This window comes from Mycobacteroides sp. H001 (assembly GCF_001440005.1).
Taxonomy (GTDB): domain Bacteria; phylum Actinomycetota; class Actinomycetes; order Mycobacteriales; family Mycobacteriaceae; genus Mycobacterium; species Mycobacterium gwanakae.
Genome location: NZ_LJYH01000048.1, coordinates 115,083 through 132,867, shown reverse-complemented (window position 1 = coordinate 132,867; position 17,785 = coordinate 115,083). Strand labels below are relative to the sequence as shown.

The following is a 17,785-nucleotide window of genomic DNA, read 5'->3' as shown; positions in this document are numbered from 1 at the left end:
CACCCGCATCCGAGACGCCGACGGCAACGAGCACAGCGGCCACGAGTACTTCCGGCGCGGGGGATATCTCAACAGCCACACCTGATCCCCAGGCGGTAGAACCGGGCGGCGATGGGGTATCGCGTGCAACGCGAACGTGATCACCCGTGCGTCTGTAGGTTGTGCACGCCGCCTTGACTGGCGTGAGGAAAGCGCACATCGGTAAGTTCCTCTGACACGCTCCACAGGCGCTGTGCATCGGTTTCGTTGTTGGCGCGCTTGGGAACGCGAGCCAGCGCCACGGCATTTCCGGTGAGCTCAAGAAAACCGCTTGGGCCGTAGTACGCCGCGCCTGTGGCGCCCGGGCTGGTCGCCCCGTACAGGGCTGGAAGGATGCCCTGCGATATGTCTTGCCACATCCAATCGAAGCCCATGCTGAGCCTCATGACGCGGTAGGCGAGAGTTGATTCGCCGTTATGAGTGGGGCCAGTGACCTGTAGATTGGTCCGGGTCGCGCCAGGATGTGCTGCGTTACTGAGAATTCCCCAACCGGCCTCGCGACTGCGCCGTTCGAGTTCGCGCGCGAACATCAGATTGGCGAGCTTCGATGTCCCGTAGGCGCGATTGGTGTTGTACCGATGTTCGCCTTGCAGGTCGTCGAAGTCGAGTTTCCCGTTGTGGTTGGTGGCACTGCTCATGGTCATCACGCGGGAGTGCCCCGCCGCTCGGAGCAGAGGTAGGAGGTGGCCGGTGAGGGCGAAATGGCCGAGATAGTTACTGCCGAACTGCAATTCGAAGCCGTCCGCAGTGATGTCGCGGCTTGGGGGAGTCATGATTCCGGCATTGTTCACGAGGATGTTGATGGGTCGGGCCTCATCCTTGAGCTGCTGGCCGAGTGTCGCGATGCTGGCGAGCGAGGACAGGTCGAGCTGCCGGATGCTGACTGTGGCCGAAGGATTCTCAGCAAGGATCTCGCTGATGGCTTGACGCCCTTTGTCTTTGTTGCGGATGGCCATGATGACTTCGGCACCGGCGCGAGCAAGAGCCTTGGTCAGGCCCAGACCGAGGCCGCTGTTGGCTCCGGTGACGACGGCGAGATGTCCGGACAGGTCGGGAACGGTGACCTCGAGTGGTGTGCGTGACATGTGTCCTCCTTGGAATACATCTACGGTTCGCTACTCGAACATAACAGACCACTGGGCTTTAATACAAGGGGCCGGTGGTCTGTTATCGTTGGGATGTGTCTGACAATGATTGCGGATTCAGGCGTGCGCGCAGGCCAGAGCAGGTGGAAGAGCGCAGGCGTGCAATTCTCGATACGGCGGCGCAGATGCTCGTGGAGGCGCCGGTAGCTGATATCAGCCTGCGTGAACTGAGTACGCGGGTAGGGCTGTCGAAGTCGAACGTTTTGCGCTACTTCGAGACTCGGGAGGCGATATTCCTAGAGATTCTGGAGCGCGAACAGGTGGCGATGCTCGACGAGGTTGCGGAACGATTGCCCGCGTCAACGAATGAAGCCCAAGTGGCCGAGGTGGTGGCCTCTTCGCTTATCGGACGTCCCCTGCTCTGCGAGCTGATGAGCGCGATGGCCTCGGTGCTCGAACGCAATATCTCTGTGGAGTTCGCCCGGGGTTTCAAGCGTCGCGCATCGGACAAGGCGGAGCGGCTTGCAGAGCTGGTTCATGGTGCGTTGCCCCACATGTCGGTGGGCGATGCCGCGCATTTCGCGGGCATCACGCATATCTTGGTGGCAGGCTTGTGGCCTTATGCGCAGCCGACTCAGGCGGTATGCACAGTGATGGGGGAGATGGGTTTACAGTCACCCGCGGATCTGTTCGCGAGCTATCTGCGTGAGGGACTCATAGTTCATTTGATGGGACTACGCGCGCGATCAGAGCAGTCCATGCGCCCGTAGATCCGCTATGTACTTGGTGATGAGCGCGCGGTCGATATGTGGAATGTCGGCGCTGTCATCGTCGCTTCCGATCTTGTAGTTCTGCACCGCTTTTCGGAACTGATCGGTGGGCGTATCGGCGCCGCGGCGCGGGTGGCCCGGGGCGCGGTAGGCGTCCAGGAGTGGAAGAACCGAGCTGCGCCGTTGGTCGTCCGGCAGACCTCTTAGCGCAGTCTCGAAACGCGACAGCCATTCGTCGTAGTCGTCGATGATGTCGATGGTGTGGCCGTCTTCGACAAGCCAATCCACGAAGGTGTCCACCGAGATGCCATCATCGTGCGGGTTCATCACGTCATATGAACGGAATCCCTCGGAGTTGGCCAGCCCCAGGGTGGTGATCGCCTCCGTGACGAAATCTACTGGCAGGCCCTCGTAATGGGCCCGGGGGCGGGAGCCGTCGCCGTCACCTTGATAGAAGCTGCGTGGTGCGATTCCGGTCAGTACCAGGCTCAGGAGCATGCGGGTGAAGGCATCGGTGACGTTGAGCTGACCGCTGTACTGGCGGTGGGTGAGGATCATGTCGGAGCGGAAGACACTGACCGGCAGACCACATAGGTCGTACGCCTCCCGTAGCAGCACCTCGCCCGCCCACTTGCTGTTGGCATAGCCGTTGGCGTAGCCCGGGCCGATATGCCGAATGGGGCTGACCGTGCGAATGTCCCCGTCCTCGTCGAAATCGGGCACCGCCATCGCGACCGCCATTGTCGACAGATAGGTCACCGGCTTGATCCGCGTCGTCAGCGCCAGCCGAATAACCTCAGCGGTGCCAAGAACATTGGGGCCGAACAACTGGTTGTAGGGCAGTACGTGGTTCACCAGGGCGGCGGGATGGACAATCTTGTCGACTTCGCGAGCCAACTGCTCCCAGGTAGCGTCGTCAATGCCCAGACGTGGCTGGGTGATATCGGCGGCTATTACTCGCAGGTGCCGCCGGGCCAGCGCGCGGAATTCATCGAGCAGCGCCTGATCGGTGTGGCCATACGCGGCCTCGAGGCGAGCCAGGGCGTCGTCGTCATCATCACCGCGGACCAGGCAGATCAGCTGGCCACCGGACTGGGCCAGTCGCTGCAGCCACTCCAGACAGAGGAATCTTCCGAGGTAGCCGTTGGCGCCGGTGAGCAGGACTGTGCCCACCGCGCCGGAGAATCGCTCCAGTTCCGCTGCACTGCTGAGTGTTTCGGCATCAATAAACTTGTCGAGAGTGAGTTCGTTCGCGTTGATGACAGTCACATCTGAGCCGTGCACGCTGGCCGCGGTGGCGGCACCGCTTTCTCTCGCGCCCTCGACGTAGGCGGCGAGCTTGCGCAGATCAGCGGCGGGTCCGGTGATCACGCCGACCGGCACCTCGACGTCGAATAGATCGCGCAGCAGGTTTGAAAAGGTCAACGCCGACAGGGAGTCTCCACCGAGATCGATGAAATGGTGGTCCGGACGCACCGCGTCCGAAGACATGCCGAGCAGCGCCTGGGCCGCCTCGGTGACGGTCTCGATGACCGGTCGCTGCTGCGCGGTATCGCGCAGCTGTCGCAGCTCTTGGACGCGGGCTTCGGCGAGGTCGGCATAGAGCTGTTCGAGCCGATCGCCGTAGTGCTCGATCATCTTGGGGCGTATCGGCTTACCGACGGCCGCGAGCATGCCGCTCTCGATGCTGAACGGCGTGGTCTCGATGATGAAGTCGGCGGGAAGCTCATACGAATGCAGATGACTGACGCGTGCGGTCCGCTGCAGCGATTCCCGGATCGAGTTCTTCAGGTCGACGGGGTCCGGGTGGGCGCGTAAGGCTTCCTCGGTGGGCACGATCACCGCGAGCAGATACGCGCGTTCGCTGTTCCCGTAGACAAATATCTGGCGGACCAGCGGTGCACCGACGTACACCGTTTCCAGATTCGCCACCGCGACGAACTCACCCTGGGCAAGTTTGATGACGTTGTTACGCCTATCCACGTATACCAGCTCGTCGGGGGCGATCTCCGCCATCACGTCGCCGGTCCGGTAGTAACCGTCGGCGTCGAAGACCTCGGCGGTGACATCGGGCCGCTTGTAATACCCGGGCGTCGCGGTGGCGCTCTTCACCAGCAATTCGCCACGCGGATGGGGCTTGTCGGTGGTGTAGTACCCGAGTTCGGGGACATCGATGAGTTTGTAGTCGAGCACCGGCGGACGAGAGATCTTGCCGTCCCGGAACACGCCGCCGACCTCGGTGAGGCCATACAGGTCGAGCAGGTGGAAGTTGAGAGAGGATTCCAGGAAGGTCTTCATCTCAGGGGATAACGGTGCCGTCGCGAGCATGCCGGCCACCACGCGCCCACCCAGCACGTCCTCGCGCAGTTCGGCTTTGGCTGTGCGATCGGCCGACTTGGCCTCGGCGCCCTCGGCGATGAGCGCGTCAACACGTGTCTGGTAGTGCTGGAACAGCATGTCGACTACTCGCGGTACTACGCCCATGTGTGTGGGGCGGGCCAGCTGCCAGTCCTCGAAGAGCGTCGATAGATCGCTTTCGGGAACGAAATAGCAGGTGCCGCCGGGGATGAAGGCGGTCAGTAGTCCCACTCGGCCCGCGAGGTGGTTGAGCGGCAGGAAGTTGACGTTGATGATTGGGGTATCCCGGTTGGGGGCCGCGCCCGAGGACCAGAAGCGGGTCACGGTCCACTCGGTGAACATGGCGCCCTTGGGGGCGCCGGTGCTGCCGGAGGTGTACATGATCAGCGCCGTGCGCTGGTCGTCTCCGGCCGTGTACAGCACGGGCTCGGGCAGCCGCCGGCCGTTCGCAATAACCTCCGCAAGCGGCTCGACGACGACCCGCATGCCGGCAGCCTGTAGACGCTCCCTTGCGGCGGCGAGCTTCTCACGATGATCGTCGGTGTCGGGCCGGTAATCGAACACCACCACCCGCTGCAGATCGGTGAGCCCCAATGCCGCCTCTACCGTCAGGTCCAGACAGTCGGCGCTCGCCGCCACCAGCCGCGGATTGGTCTCCTCCAGCATCATGCGCAGCTGGGTCACCGATGCGTTGTGTTGCAGTGGAATCGACACCGACCCGTTCATGAGAGTGGCAAGGTCCAGGGTGACGTAGTCGGGGCTGGAGAAGCCGATGGTGGCCACGAAGTCATCGGCACCAATCCGATTCTCGCCGTGCTGCCACTCGGCGAGAATCGCCGAGATGTTGTCGAGAAGCTGTCCGTAGGTGACGGTTTCGAAGGCGGGCAACAATCGATCAACGGTGCGACCGGTGGCGGGGTCGGCGACCGACTCACGGGACCGGAAGCCCATCACCGGGCGTTCGGCGTAGCCGGTCAGCAGCGCGTGAAGCACCTGTGACAACCGCAGGCCGGGCACTAGCAGAGAATCCATGACCTCCGGGTCAGGCCGTGCGGCCCGGAACTGGGGGTCGGACTCGAACAGCTTCGTCGCCAGGGCCGCCGCATCGGTGTCGTAGTTGGCCTGAGTATGGGCGGTCATTAGGGGCCTCTCTACCGGTCCGGCAGCGGACGCTCGACGATTACGCTGCGGCCGAACGGTTCCCGTTCGCGACGCTTGGCCGCCACATATACCTGAGCAGTTTCGTCGGCGACAGTCGCCCAGTCGAAGTCCGCGGTGAGACGTGCGCGCGCCGCTACGGCACGTTCGGCGGCACCGGCCGGGTCATCGAGGGTGCGTTTGACGGCATCGGCGATTCCCGCCACATCGCGCGGCGTGAAGGACAAGCCGGTCGCGCCGTCGATGACGGCCTCGCCGAGCCCGCCGACGTTGGATGTGACAAGGGGAGTGCCCGCGGCGGCAGCCTCGAGCGCCACGATGCCGAATGGCTCGTAGTGGCTGGGTAGCACGATGGCGTCGGCGCGGTGCAGCCACTGCAACAGCCCCTCATGGTCCAGATTGCCCAGGAACTGCACGGACTTGACGACCTTGTGCTTACGCGCCTGCTCGAGGAGCCAATCCTGTTGAGTGCCATCACCGGCGACCGCCAACACGGTTCCGGGGTGCGCGCGCCGGATCTTGGGCAGCGCCGCGATGGCATCGTGGATGCCCTTTTCGTATTCAAGTCGCCCGACGAAAAGCAGCACCGGGGCCGTGCCGTCGGAAGGCAGTCGGGGAGCGAACACCCAGCGGGTGACGTCGATGCCATTTCGGATGACGTGAACCTGGGGCAGCTCCGGTCCGAACAGCTCGGTCACTTCATCGAGCATCGAGGCAGAGCACGTGATCAGCGAGTCCGATTCGCGGGCCAGCCACCATTCCACCGAATGCACCTGTCGACTGATGCGTCCCGAGACCCAGCCGCTGTGCCGGCCGGCCTCGGTGGCGTGCAACGTTGATACCAGGGGCACGTCGAAATGCTCGGCGAGGGTGATCGCGGGGTGTGCCACCAGCCAGTCGTGGGCGTGGACGACGTCGGGCCGCCAATCGCCGGAACCCTTGAGGCCCAAGGCCAATCCGGCGCGGACCATCGCATGTCCCATGGCCAGAGTCCAGGCCATCATGTCGGTGCCGAAGTCGAAATCGTGTGGATCCTCGGCAGCCGCCACCACCCGGACGCCTTCGGACATCTCGTCGGATGTCGGGTGACTCGCCGGATCGGTACCTGATGGGCGCCGGGTGAGTACCACCACGTCATGCCCGGCCGCGGCCAGCTCGGTGGACAGGTGATGGACATGCCGGCCCAGCCCGCCGATGACCACCGGTGGGTACTCCCACGAAACCATCAGAATTCTCATTGATGAGCCTCTCGCGCGACGGTCTTGTTCATCGTGGCAGCCTCCGGGCATCAAGCGCGCCGAACAGCCCGTCCGCACGGTTCCAACCGTCGGCCAAACGGATTGCGGCATCGTGCCGTCCACTGGCCAGTGCCGCGGCGATCTCGCGGGTGGCGTGCGCGTGCAGGTGCGCGCGGTAGCGCGCGTAGTCGGCCGCCGAGTCCTTGCTGACCATGAAGGGCCAGTCACTGGACACGGTCAGCAGTGCCTCACGCAGGATCTGGTCGGCTACCCGATTACGGGTGTGCGGTGCGGGTTGTTCGTTGAGTGCCTTGTCCACCGCGGTGAGGGCGGTGTCGACCACTTCGGTGTTCAGCTGCACCAGATCGGCCACCTTCTCGCCGTTCCACACATGCCAGTCCTTACCGGAACCCCATGAGCTGGCAGGCAAGTCGAAGGGCTTGCCCACGTATCCGCCTTCGCGAGCCTGCTCCAGGGTGCCCACCTGGATTCCGGCCTCGGGCAGGGCGCGAAGCACACGTTCGAGCCACATCGGTCCCTCGTACCACCAATGGCCGAACAGTTCGGTGTCGAACGCCGCGATGACATGCGCGGGCCGCCCGATGCGGTCGGACTCGGCGATCAGGCGCTGGCGCACGGTATTCACGAAGTCGCCGACATGGACGTCGATGGCTCCGTCGGCACGCTCGGGGTCGTACGGCGCCTTGGCTTCCGGTGCCACATTGCGTCCGGTAACCCGCGCGGGCTTAAGGCCGGTGTCATGGTCGTAGGTGTGGAAGTCGCGGTAGGCGGCATGGCCGGGATAGCCGGACTTCGGTGACCACACCCGGTAACTGACCGTCAGATCGCGCCCGAACGCCACCACATCGGAGTCGCCCACCGGACGGCCCAGTGAGGTGTCTCCCTGCAGAGATGGCCCGTCCACCATGAAGTGGTTGACCCCTGCGGCCGCGTAACCCTCCTCCATGCCCGGGGCGTAGGCACATTCCGGCGCCCAGATGCCGGTCGGTGCATGCCCGAAACGCTGTGCGGCATCGGCCAATCCCTCGCGCAGGGCGAACTCGCGCAGCCGGGGGTGCAGTAGCGGCTGGAATGGATGGGCGAGGGGGCCGCCCAGCAGCTCAATCGCCCTTGCATCGATGAGGCTGCGCAGCGGCCCGCTGCCACCATGTCGCCAGTACTGATCGAACTCATCGAGAGCGTTTGTGGCGCTGCGGTATTCGCGGACCCCGAAGGCGCGCAGCATCTCCGGGCTCGAGGCGGTGCCGGGTTCGGCATCGGTACTGGTGATGGTGGCGGCCTCGAAGGCGCGCAGTTGCCAATTGGCCAGCCAGCTGTGCAGCCCGGTGAGGCAGTGTGGATCATCCAGCTGTGCGGCCACTACCGGGGTGATGCCGAGAGTGATCAGGTTTTCCCGGCCCTCGGCCGCCAGCGTCCGAAGCGCCTTGAACAACGGGAGGTAGGAGGCCGACCAGGACTGATACAGCCATTCCTCGCCAACCGGCCAGCGCCCGTGGTTGGCAAGCCATGGCAGGTGCGTATGCAGCACCATGGTGAACAGCCCAGGAACCTTCTCCGTCACGGAATCACCGCAATGGCAACCAGATCCAGACTCTGGTCAATGTCGCGTTCCCCCGCGTCGATGATTTCGAAATCGTCGGTGGTCAAACCTGTGATGTCCGCGAGCAGATCCTGTGGCCACGGCGCGCCGGCGACCGCACGCTCGATCTGTGCATCGATGATCGAACCGCCGTATTTGGCGTCGAGCTCGCGAAGCCGTGGCCCGTGAAAGACGCCGTAAACACCGTCCACCGAAAAGCCGTTTTCCACAAGGAGTTCGGTGAGTTCGGCGGCATTCAGCTCGCGAGTGTGGAACGGATTCAGCGGGGTATCGCGCCCGGGGGAGAAGGTGATGCGATTCGGAGTGCTGATCAGAAGGGAGCCGCCGGGGCTGAGCACGCGGGCGCACTCGCGGATGAACTGTCCCTGGTCCCACAGGTGCTCGATGACCTGGAAGTTCACCACCACGTCCACCGCACCATCGGTGAGCGGCAGGTCCGCCAGATTTCCGGCACGCATGTCCACCCGCGGATACCGGGCCTTCACATGCGCAATCGCCGACTCGTCGTAATCCAGCCCGATGACGTGCTCGGCCACACCGGCCAGCATGTTGGCGCCGTAGCCCTCGCCGCTGCCCGCCTCGAGCACCCTGCGTTCTGCACACAGGCTGCTGAGCCGCTCGTACACCACTTCGTGGCGGCGGAACCAGTAGTTCTCCTCGGCGATCCCGGGCACGGTCCGCTCCCCGGTCAGCGCCAAGGCGTCCGGGTCATCGGCTGATGAGCCGCTTGCGCGAAGAGGGTCAGCCGGGTGCGGGTCGGTCAGGTGCGAGTTCATCGTTTGGCAGGCTATCGGGTGAACGCCGTGTCTTAATACTGGTGGCCCAGATCACAGGCCGGAAACCAGGGGTGAACCGGCTATGGTGTACGGGCGAACTCCGTATATTACCCGTGAGTAACTTTGTTCGCCGGATTAGTCACGAAACGTGACAGTGCGACTGGCGTAGTACGGGTGCGCGCGGAACCACCACGCAGCAGATGGCCAGCACACCGCTGGCAGACAGCGAAGAGGAAGGACGATCGGAGACTTATGACGAACATTGCGGTCCTGATCAAGCAGGTCCCAGACACCTGGTCGGAGCGCAAGCTCACCGACGGTGACTTCACGCTCGACCGGGAAGCCGCCGACGCGGTACTCGACGAGATCAACGAGCGTGCCGTTGAGGAAGCGCTGCTCATCAAGGAGCGCGAGGGTGGCGACTCGGTCGTGACCGTCGTGTCGGCAGGCCCGGAGAAGGCCACCGAGGCCATCCGTAAGGCGCTGTCCATGGGTGCCGACAAGGCAGTTCACCTGCTCGACCCGGGCCTGCACGGGTCCGATGCCATCCAGACCGGCTGGGCCCTGGCCCGCGCGCTGGGTCAGGTCGAGGGTGTCGAGCTGGTTATCGCCGGTAACGAGGCCACCGACGGCCGTTCCGGTGCCATTCCCGCGATCATCGCCGAGTACCTGGGTCTGCCGCAGCTCACGCACCTGCGCAAGCTGACCGTCGAGGGCGGCGTCGTCAAGGGCGAGCGCGAGACCGACGAGGGTGTGTTCGAGGTCGAGGCCACTCTGCCGGCCATCGTCAGCGTCACCGAGAAGATCAACGAGCCCCGCTTCCCCTCCTTCAAGGGCATCATGGCCGCCAAGAAGAAGGAAGTTGCCGTGTTGACCCTCGCAGAGATCGGCGTGGAGGCCGACGAGGTGGGTGTCGCGAACGCCGGTTCGACCGTGCTGTCCTCGACTCCCAAGGCCGCCAAGACCGCGGGCGAGAAGATCACCGACGAGGGCGAAGGCGGCACCAAGGTCGCCGAGTTCCTGGTTGCGCAAAAGATCATCTAAGACTCCCTAAATACAGAAACGAGAAAGCAAAGTTATGGCTGAAGTACTTGTGCTCGTTGAGCATTCAGAGGGTGCGCTCAAGAAGGTAAGCGCCGAACTCATCACCGCCGCCCGCGTTCTGGGCGAGCCCTCGGCCGTGGTGGCCGGTCCGGCAGGTACCGCCGCGCCGCTGATCGACGGTCTCAAGGAGGCCGGCGCCGCCAAGATCTACGTCGCCGAGTCCGACGTCGTCGACAACTACCTGGTGACCCCCAAGGTCGACCTGCTGGCCAGCCTGGCCGAGACCGCCAGCCCCGCCGGCATCCTGATCGCCGCGACCACCGAGGGCAAGGAGGTGGCCGGACGCCTGGCCGCACGCCTGGGCTCGGGCCTGCTGACCGATGTCATCGAGGTGCGTGAGGGCGGCAAGGCCCTGCACTCGATCTTCGGTGGCGCGTTCTCCGTCGAGGCTCAGGCCAACGGCGACGCCCCGGTCATCACCGTGCGTCCGGGTGCCGTCGAGGCCGCGCCGGCCGCCGGTGCGGGCGAGCAGGCTGCCGTTGAGGTGCCCGCGCCCGCCGAGAACGCCACCAAGGTGACCTCGCGTCAGCCGGTGGTCGGTGGAGACCGTCCGGAGCTCACTGAGGCCAGCATCGTCGTGTCCGGCGGTCGTGGTGTTGGTAGCGCCGAGAAGTTCAGCGTCGTCGAGGAGCTCGCCGATTCTCTGGGTGCCGCTGTCGGTGCCTCGCGTGCCGCGGTGGACTCCGGGTACTACCCGGGTCAGTTCCAGGTGGGTCAGACCGGTAAGACCGTGTCGCCGCAGCTGTACGTCGCGCTGGGTATCTCCGGCGCCATCCAGCACCGCGCCGGCATGCAGACCTCGAAGACCATCGTCGCGGTGAACAAGGACGAAGAAGCGCCGATCTTCGAGATCGCCGACTTCGGTGTGGTGGGTGACCTGTTCAACGTCGCACCGCAGCTCACTGAGGCCGTGAAGGCTCGCAAGGGCTAACTGGTTCGTGCAGCCCTGGGGGAGCGCAGAGGGACAGCCGTTGGACTATCCAGAGCCTCGACCACCGAGTCGAGGGCCCTGGGTAGTCCTTTCGGCGTTTCTGGGCACGGTTGTGCTGGGGTTGGTGATTGGCGTCGTCTCTGTCGGGTCTCAGCGCAACATCGTGGGTTTTGCGGTTATGCCCCCGGGAGAGTCCCCGATGCCGCGGACGCCGGTCCCTCCCGCGCCGACGTCCGGGGTGATCCCGCCCCCCAACGGGTCCACGGGGCCACTCGGCGGCGCGACGTACGGGCCGGGTGAGAAACTCCAACCCATCTCGATGCCCTCGTACATAGCGTTCGACTTCAACCTGCCCAAGGGGTGGGGGTGTCTGCATACCGAGAACAAACCGCTGGACAAGCGCATCACGTGCATGGACGAGGCCAACGTTGGTGGAGCGGCTGGCTGGATCGGTTCCAGTCGGTGCGCCGACGGATGCGGTAAGTCGGCCCAGGACAAGGTGCGCGGGAAACTGCCGGTCGACGCTCAAGCCTGGAAGCCGATCGACGATGTCACGTCGTACGCCCGGATGACGGGCACCCTCGGAAACGGTATGCGCGTGGTTCGGATCGCGATGACTTGTGCCTTCGCGTCGACTCCCGGGGGGACCCGCGACACGCTGGCCGTCGCCATGCTCACCGGACCGCCCGAGACCGAGGACACGTTGCAGAAGGTCGCGAACGAACTACGGTCGCGAGTTCCGGCCTAATGTCTGTTGCGCAGCTGCCTGCGTGAAGTGATACCTCGCTTGGCGAACACCTTCCGCAGATGCCATTCGACGGTATGCGAGCTGATGAACAGCTGCGCGGCGATCTCCGGATTGGTCAGGCCCTGACCGGCCATTCGGGCGATCTGCGCCTCCTGTGCTGTCAGTGCTTGTGCTGATCCGGCAGATGAACTGGCAGAACGTTTCCGGACCTTCGCGCCCGTCGCGAGAAGCTCGCGTTGTGCCCTTTCGGCAAAAGCCCCGGCGCCCATGCCGACGAAGCTTTCGTGGGCCGCTTTGAGTTCCGTGCGGGCGTCGGTTCGTCGATTGCAGCGGCGCAGCCATTCCCCGTAGATGAGGTGTGCGCGCGCAAGGTGGACGGAAATTCTTGTGCTGGTAAGCCTTTCGATTGCCTCGCGGTACTGGGCCTCCGCGTCTTCATCACCGGCGAGCAATGCCCTGGAGCGTGCCAGGATGCCGAAGGCCCAATCGCTTTCGCCCGCCAGGGCCCTCTCTTCCAGTTGGCCGAGTGCCTTCGCGGCCGTGTCGTGCTCGCCGCAGCGCGCGGCCGCCTCGATCAGTTCGGTAAGACACCAGCTGTACAGCCCCAGATCCTCGTGCTCGCAAGCCCTTTGCGTCGCGTGGAACGCGAGTTCATAGCGCCCGAGGCCGTTGTTGAGTACGCCGGCGGCATAGCCCATCGCGCCGAGCAGCCTGCCCTCTCCCCGGGCCGCACCGTCGCGCATGGCGGCATCGATCAGCGGTATCGCCGCGGGCTCGGTACCGCGCCATGCGGCCAAGACCAATGAGTGGTATCTGATCGGCGCGTGGCCCGTCGCGACGGAGATGGCCTCGGCCTCGTGAACAAGCTCCGCCGCCGCGTCCAGCTCGCCGGCGTGGACATGGACACCCGCGCGGTAGATGAGTGCGGCGGGAAGCACCGATAGCGCACCGACATCACGGGCGATCTGTACCGCGCGGGTCGCAAGGTGATGCCACAGCTCGTCGTCCCACACCTCATGTGTCGCGGATTCGAGGGCTATGGGGAACGCCTGCCACATCCAGCCGGTGTTATCCGAGCGGTCGGCCTCGCGTTGGATCAGCGCAAGGGCGTCGCGCAGACTTTGGGCGCTTGCCGCCGGACCGTCGATGATGCGCATCGCCAGGCCGTCGAGCAGAAGGTCGCTCGGTCGTGGTGGCTGAGACCCCGCGGGCGCCAGTCGCGCCGGTTCGGCCACCTCGATGGCACCACCGCGTGGACAGAGCCGGCCGCCGTACATGGCGGCGCCCACCGCGTCCAGATAGGTCTCGCGTGCCAGGTCATCGTCCAGGTTTTCCAGGCCCTTGGCCGCTTCGAGCAGGCCGATTGCGGCGTCGGACACCGTGGTGGAGCCATGTGTGCCCACTCGGCTTTCCGCGAAGGTGATTTTCGCGCGCAGCCGGGCCGCCCGTGCCTGTGCCAGCGGATCCAGCGGAGCCATATCCGCGATTGCGAGCAACTCGCGCGCGGCGTCGAACGCTGCCGCGTCGTGTTTTGACTGGGCAGCCGCGAGTGCCCTCGACCCGCGTAACGCCGGATCCGAGGTGAGTTCCGTCGCCCGCTGGAGGAAGGCCGCCGCCGCCGAGATGCCGCCCCTGGCCTGGGCACGGTTTGCGGACCGCTCCAGCTCGGCCGCAATCGATCCGTCGGTGCCCGCGGCGGCGTGAGCGCGGTGCCATGCCCGACGATCCGGATCGGTCACCGGATCGGTTGCCTGCGCCAGTGCGCCGTGAATCTGTCTGCGTTCCAAAGGGTTTGCACTACGGTAGATGGCCGAACGCACCAATGGATGACGGAAGCGAACCCGGGTGCCCAGCTGAATCAAATCGACGGCTTCGGCGGGGCCGAGCGCATCCATCGAGATGTCAAGGTGTTCGGCAGCGCGTGCCAACAGTGCCGCATCGCCCAACGCGTCAGTCGCCGCCACCAGCAGCAGTGTTTGTGTTTGCATCGGTAGCTGCCGTACTCGGCGAAGAAAAGCCTGCTCGATGTGTCCGGCCAGCCGTCCCGCGTCGGGCTGCCCGAAACCACCGGCGAGTTCCTCGGTGGTTAGATCCCGGGGAAGTTCCAGTAGCGCCAGGGGATTGCCGTGAGTCTCGGCGACAATCCGGTCGCGGACCCTTTCATCGAGAAGGCCCGGAATCGCCGAGTCCAGCAGTGCGCCGGCATCGACCGCCCGCAGGCCGCCCACCGCGAGATGGGGCAGTCCGGTGAGTTCGTCATCGGTATCGTCGCGTGCCGCGAAGAGCATCGCCACCGCTTCACTCGCCAATCTCCGTGTCACGAACACCAGCGTTTGCAATGACGCCCTGTCGAGCCATTGCGCGTCGTCGATCACGCACAACACGGGCTGGCGTTCGGCCGCGGCCGCCAGCAGACTCAGCACGGCCAGCCCGATCAGAAAGCGATCGGGTGCCGGTCCGCTGCTGATTCCGAATGCTATGTCGAGTGCCTCGCGTTGCGGACCGGGCAAGGCCTCGATGTGATTGGGCAACGCCCCACAGAAGTGTTGTAGACCAGCGAACGCGAGCTCCATCTCGGATTCGACACCTGCGGTGCGGACCACGCGAAACTCGTGCGCTTGCTCGATGGCGTGCCCAAGCAGCGCGGTCTTGCCGATTCCGGCCTCACCCCGCAGGACGAGTACCTGGCTGGGACCGGACCGTGCGGCCGCGATGAGGCGCTCGAGTGACGCGCACTCGGGTGCCCGACCGCGCAAACGCGATCCCGGATAACTGTTGATCACGTGCTCCGCCGAATCCGATGAATGGGGTCAAAGTTTACCGAGCCGCCGATTAGATCCAACGACTACGTGCTTTCCAGGGTTCGAATCCCACCACGAACTGCGAATGTTGCGTGTGAGACGAGAAAGGTAATCGCACAATGAAAATCACAGTTGTTGGTGCCACCGGTCAGGTCGGTTCCCGGGTGGTCTCTTTGCTCACGGCCGACGGCCACGAGGTGGTGGCGGCATCGTTGTCCTCTGGCGCGAATGTCTTGACGGGGGAGGGACTAGTGGACGCGCTCACCGGATCGAATGTGGTTATCGACGTGGTCAATTCTCCGTCGTTCGAGGACGGACCGGTGATGGATTTCTTCACCGCCTCGGCTCGCAATCTTGTTGACGCGGCGAACCAGACCGGCGTGGGCCACTATGTCGCACTTTCCATCGTCGGCGCCGACGGTCTGCCGGACAGCGGCTACATGCGGGCGAAAGTGGCGCAAGAGAACATCATTACCGAGTCCGGATTGCCGTACACGATCGTCCGGGCCACCCAGTTCCAAGAATTCGCCGAGGCCATCACCGACACACTCGTTGTCGGAGATGAAGTTCGAGTGCCCGATGCGCGGATTCAGCTGATCGCCGTTGACGATGTGTCGGCTCAGGTGGCGCACGCCGCAGAGGCGGAGCCCCGCAACGGCATCATCAATATCGGTGGGCCCGAGAAGTTCTCATTCGCCGACATGGCACAGGCGGTGCTCGACGCACGCGGTGACGACAAGCCGGTCGTGGTGGATTCGGGGGCTACCTACTTCGGTACCCCCGTGGATGATTTCAGTCTGGTCACCGGTGAGGACGGTGTACTGACACAGACGCGGTTCGCCGATTGGATGGCGCGCCGATGATGGCGAACGATGACCCGATGAGCGCGCTCACGGTGCTGCAGACGGTGACACCACCGGTGATTCCCACCGATGCCCACGTGATGACGGTGTCGATCGAGTGGCCCGCCGGTAGCCCCGGTACCCCGCCCCATCGCCATCCGGGTGGTCCGGCGTTCGGATACGTGGTCGAGGGCGAGATGCTCTTCGAGCTCGAAGGCCAGCCTCCGCGCGTGGTCAAAGCCGGTGAAGCGTTCTGGGAGCCCGGTGGCGATGTCATCCACTACTCCGATGCCAACCACTGCACGGACTCTGTACTGCGTTTCGTGGTCACCATGCTGTGTAAACCCGGCGAGCCGATGTTGGTGCTGGTGGACGAGGAGGAACTTCGGCATCGCGCCGGGGCCCGAGTGCCTGCGTAGCGTCCGTCAGCGGCCAGTGTTAGCGCTGTGTTTGCTTTCGCGATCCCGTTCCGCAAGCGCGCATTTGGTGTACTGAACGCCGCAATTAACGGATCGTGCATGGACACGACACGCTTCCGATGCCGTTCCGCCGCATAACTCGGCGAATCTCGCAGTCATGAGTACCGCTTCAGTTCTCATCGCCGCAGATCAATCCATCTCAGACGTAGCGGGGGACGCCGGAGGTGCCCTATCGGGTCCTCGGTACACCCTGCTGCTGTCGAACGATCCCGCCGATATCGATGCCGTACAACGGCTTCGATACGACGTGTTCAGCAGCGAGCCCGGATTCCAGCTCGCGAGCACCCCGGCAGCGTTCGAGGGACGCGACGCCGACCGTTTCGACGAGCACTGCGATCACCTGCTGGTGCGTGAAGACACCTCGGGTGACGTGGTGGGCTGCTACCGGATGCTGCCCCCGCCCGGCGCCATTGCCGCCGGAGGGCTTTACAGCGCAACGGAATTCGATATCAGTGGGCTCGACGCGTTGCGACCCCAGCTGGTGGAGATGGGACGCGCCGTGGTTCGGGGCGATCACCGCAACGGCGCGGTTGTGCTGCTGATGTGGGCCGGAATTCTGGCCTACCTGGACCGTTGCGACTACACTTACGTCACCGGATGCATCTCGGTTCCCATGCAGGACAACCCCGAACACGCACCCGGCAGCCAGGTGCGTGCCGTGCGCGACTTCGTGATGAAGCGGCACGCCGCCGCGCCGGAACACACGGTGCGCCCCTACAACCCGGTCGTTGTCGACGGGATGGGGCTCGACGACATCAAGCCGCCCGCCAAAGTGCAGGTTCCCGCGTTGATGCGTGGATATCTGCGGCTCGGCGCGAAGGTCCTCGGTGAACCCGCCCACGATCCCGACTTCGGTGTGGCCGACTTCATGGCGTTGCTCAACAAGGACGAAGCCGATGTCCGTTATCTCAAACGGCTGAGGTCCGTTGGTGCGGCGTCGGAAATCGGCGCGGCAGCCGGCCAGGAGTAACGATGGCACCCGAATTCGCTCACGCCTGGCTGCCGAAGGCAACCTGTGACGACAGCTGCATGCGGGCCAACACCATCGACGAACCAGGGCGGCTCACGCGGACCCTGCGAACCACGACGCGCATCGCGATGGCGATCACGTTGCTCACCTTTGCGCCGCTGCTGGGAATACCACTTCCCGGGCGGGTGCGCTGGCAGCGCGGATACTGCCGGTTGATGCTGCGCTGCCTGGGCGTCCGCATTTCCGTATCCGGCGGTCCGATCCGCGATATCCGGGGTTCCCTGGTGGTCGCGGGCCATGTGTCCTGGGTCGATGTCTTCGCCATCGGCGCCGTGCTCCCGGGCTCGTTCGTGGCCCGGGCAGATCTGATCGATTGGCCCGGTTTAGGCGTCATCGCCCGGATGATGCGGGTCATCCCGATAGAGCGAGGAAATCTGCGCACCCTGCCGCGGGTGGTTGACACCGTCGCGACCCGTCTTCAGGCCGGTCAGACCGTGGTGGCGTTCCCCGAGGGCACCACCTGGTGCGGTCGCGCGTACGGATCGTTCCGCCCCGCGATGTTCCAGGCCGCCATCGACGCGCAGCGGCCGGTGCAGCCGTTGCGGCTGACGTATCACTACCCCGGTGGCGAGCTGTCGACCGTTCCGGCTTATGTGGGCGAAGACACCCTGATGGCCTCCATTCGCCGCCTCACGGCGACACGGATGACAGTGGCGCATATCCAGGTGGCGGGGCTGCAATTGCCCGGTGAGAGCCGTCGTGATCTGGCCAGTCGCTGCGAGGCGGCCGTTCGCGCCGGTGACCGAACCCCGCAGCTCCACAGCCACCCGGAGCACCCGGAACCGATCGCAGCCTGACGCGATTG

At 64.7% G+C, this 17,785-nt stretch carries 14 protein-coding genes; 8 read left to right on the top strand and 6 right to left on the bottom strand.

The window, feature by feature from the left end; all coding sequences use genetic code 11:
- Nucleotides 1–140 precede the first annotated feature (140 nt).
- Entirely contained in the window at nucleotides 141–1,124 is a 984-nt protein-coding gene (locus AOT83_RS24640; protein WP_044104007.1) for an SDR family oxidoreductase, read from the bottom strand.
- A 95-nt stretch (nucleotides 1,125–1,219) separates the two neighbouring features.
- Between AOT83_RS24640 and AOT83_RS24635 the strand changes: the two genes are divergently transcribed.
- Complete coding sequence (locus AOT83_RS24635) at nucleotides 1,220–1,894, top strand: TetR/AcrR family transcriptional regulator (RefSeq protein WP_057963729.1); 675 nt, start codon at nucleotides 1,220–1,222, stop codon at nucleotides 1,892–1,894.
- On the opposite strand, the gene car is transcribed toward AOT83_RS24635, so the two are convergent.
- From car to AOT83_RS24615, 4 genes are read right to left on the bottom strand one after another with little or no spacing between them, the layout of a single operon-like run.
- The gene (gene car / locus AOT83_RS24630) at nucleotides 1,871–5,392 is read right to left on the bottom strand and encodes a carboxylic acid reductase (RefSeq protein ID WP_057963728.1); all 3,522 of its coding nucleotides are present in this window, start codon (nucleotides 5,390–5,392) and stop codon (nucleotides 1,871–1,873) included. The two genes, AOT83_RS24635 and car, sit on opposite strands and share 24 nt — an antisense overlap.
- An 11-nt stretch (nucleotides 5,393–5,403) precedes the next feature.
- The gene (locus AOT83_RS24625; protein ID WP_030094161.1) at nucleotides 5,404–6,648 is read right to left on the bottom strand and encodes a glycosyltransferase family 4 protein; all 1,245 of its coding nucleotides are present in this window, start codon (nucleotides 6,646–6,648) and stop codon (nucleotides 5,404–5,406) included.
- A 28-nt stretch (nucleotides 6,649–6,676) separates the two neighbouring features.
- Nucleotides 6,677–8,230, bottom strand: a complete 1,554-nt coding sequence (locus AOT83_RS24620; RefSeq protein WP_057963727.1) for a glycoside hydrolase family 57 protein — start codon at nucleotides 8,228–8,230, stop codon at nucleotides 6,677–6,679.
- A complete protein-coding gene (locus AOT83_RS24615; RefSeq protein WP_030094159.1) occupies nucleotides 8,227–9,045 on the bottom strand; it encodes a class I SAM-dependent methyltransferase in 819 nt (272 codons plus the stop codon). Before AOT83_RS24615 ends, AOT83_RS24620 begins: the two co-directional genes overlap by 4 nt.
- Before the next feature lie 252 nt (nucleotides 9,046–9,297).
- On the opposite strand from AOT83_RS24615, the gene AOT83_RS24610 reads away from it, so the two are divergent.
- The 3 genes from AOT83_RS24610 (at nucleotide 9,298) to AOT83_RS24600 (ending at nucleotide 11,828) form a co-directional block, all read left to right on the top strand.
- Entirely contained in the window at nucleotides 9,298–10,089 is a 792-nt protein-coding gene (locus AOT83_RS24610) for an electron transfer flavoprotein subunit beta/FixA family protein (protein ID WP_005056735.1), read from the top strand.
- Between the two features lie 34 nt (nucleotides 10,090–10,123).
- Entirely contained in the window at nucleotides 10,124–11,080 is a 957-nt protein-coding gene (locus AOT83_RS24605) for an electron transfer flavoprotein subunit alpha/FixB family protein (RefSeq protein ID WP_057963726.1), read from the top strand.
- Nucleotides 11,081–11,279: 199 nt separating this feature from the next.
- Nucleotides 11,280–11,828 (top strand): hypothetical protein, encoded by a 549-nt coding sequence (locus tag AOT83_RS24600; protein WP_125911098.1) that lies wholly within the window; start codon nucleotides 11,280–11,282, stop codon nucleotides 11,826–11,828.
- On the opposite strand, the gene AOT83_RS24595 is transcribed toward AOT83_RS24600, so the two are convergent.
- Nucleotides 11,825–14,542: a LuxR family transcriptional regulator gene (locus AOT83_RS24595; protein ID WP_057963738.1), complete on the bottom strand. Its 2,718-nt coding sequence runs from the start codon at nucleotides 14,540–14,542 to the stop codon at nucleotides 11,825–11,827. The two genes, AOT83_RS24600 and AOT83_RS24595, sit on opposite strands and share 4 nt — an antisense overlap.
- Nucleotides 14,543–14,748: 206 nt before the next feature.
- On the opposite strand from AOT83_RS24595, the gene AOT83_RS24590 reads away from it, so the two are divergent.
- From AOT83_RS24590 to AOT83_RS24575, 4 genes are all read left to right on the top strand, one after another.
- Nucleotides 14,749–15,492 (top strand): SDR family oxidoreductase, encoded by a 744-nt coding sequence (locus AOT83_RS24590; protein WP_030094154.1) that lies wholly within the window; start codon nucleotides 14,749–14,751, stop codon nucleotides 15,490–15,492.
- Between the two features lie 17 nt (nucleotides 15,493–15,509).
- A complete protein-coding gene (locus AOT83_RS24585) occupies nucleotides 15,510–15,890 on the top strand; it encodes a cupin domain-containing protein (protein ID WP_234797616.1) in 381 nt (126 codons plus the stop codon).
- A gap of 157 nt (nucleotides 15,891–16,047) precedes the next feature.
- Nucleotides 16,048–16,920: a GNAT family N-acyltransferase gene (locus AOT83_RS24580; protein WP_057963724.1), complete on the top strand. Its 873-nt coding sequence runs from the start codon at nucleotides 16,048–16,050 to the stop codon at nucleotides 16,918–16,920.
- A gap of 2 nt (nucleotides 16,921–16,922) precedes the next feature.
- The gene (locus AOT83_RS24575; protein WP_030094151.1) at nucleotides 16,923–17,777 is read left to right on the top strand and encodes a lysophospholipid acyltransferase family protein; all 855 of its coding nucleotides are present in this window, start codon (nucleotides 16,923–16,925) and stop codon (nucleotides 17,775–17,777) included.
- Nucleotides 17,778–17,785 lie beyond the last annotated feature (8 nt).

Excerpts from the sequence above, each read along its gene's own strand:
- AOT83_RS24610 (WP_005056735.1), top strand. The coding sequence starts at position 9,298 with ATGACGAACATTGCGGTCCTGATCAAGCAGGTCCCAGACACCTGGTCG.
- AOT83_RS24605 (WP_057963726.1), top strand. The coding sequence starts at position 10,124 with ATGGCTGAAGTACTTGTGCTCGTTGAGCATTCAGAGGGTGCGCTCAAG.
- AOT83_RS24575 (WP_030094151.1), top strand. The coding sequence starts at position 16,923 with ATGGCACCCGAATTCGCTCACGCCTGGCTGCCGAAGGCAACCTGTGAC.
- AOT83_RS24580 (WP_057963724.1), top strand. The coding sequence starts at position 16,048 with ATGAGTACCGCTTCAGTTCTCATCGCCGCAGATCAATCCATCTCAGAC.
- AOT83_RS24640 (WP_044104007.1), bottom strand. The coding sequence starts at position 1,124 with ATGTCACGCACACCACTCGAGGTCACCGTTCCCGACCTGTCCGGACAT.
- car (WP_057963728.1), bottom strand. The coding sequence starts at position 5,392 with ATGACCGCCCATACTCAGGCCAACTACGACACCGATGCGGCGGCCCTG.
- AOT83_RS24625 (WP_030094161.1), bottom strand. The coding sequence starts at position 6,648 with ATGAGAATTCTGATGGTTTCGTGGGAGTACCCACCGGTGGTCATCGGC.
- AOT83_RS24590 (WP_030094154.1), top strand. The coding sequence starts at position 14,749 with ATGAAAATCACAGTTGTTGGTGCCACCGGTCAGGTCGGTTCCCGGGTG.
- AOT83_RS24600 (WP_125911098.1), top strand. The coding sequence starts at position 11,280 with ATGCCGCGGACGCCGGTCCCTCCCGCGCCGACGTCCGGGGTGATCCCG.
- AOT83_RS24585 (WP_234797616.1), top strand. The coding sequence starts at position 15,510 with ATGAGCGCGCTCACGGTGCTGCAGACGGTGACACCACCGGTGATTCCC.
- AOT83_RS24615 (WP_030094159.1), bottom strand. The coding sequence starts at position 9,045 with ATGAACTCGCACCTGACCGACCCGCACCCGGCTGACCCTCTTCGCGCA.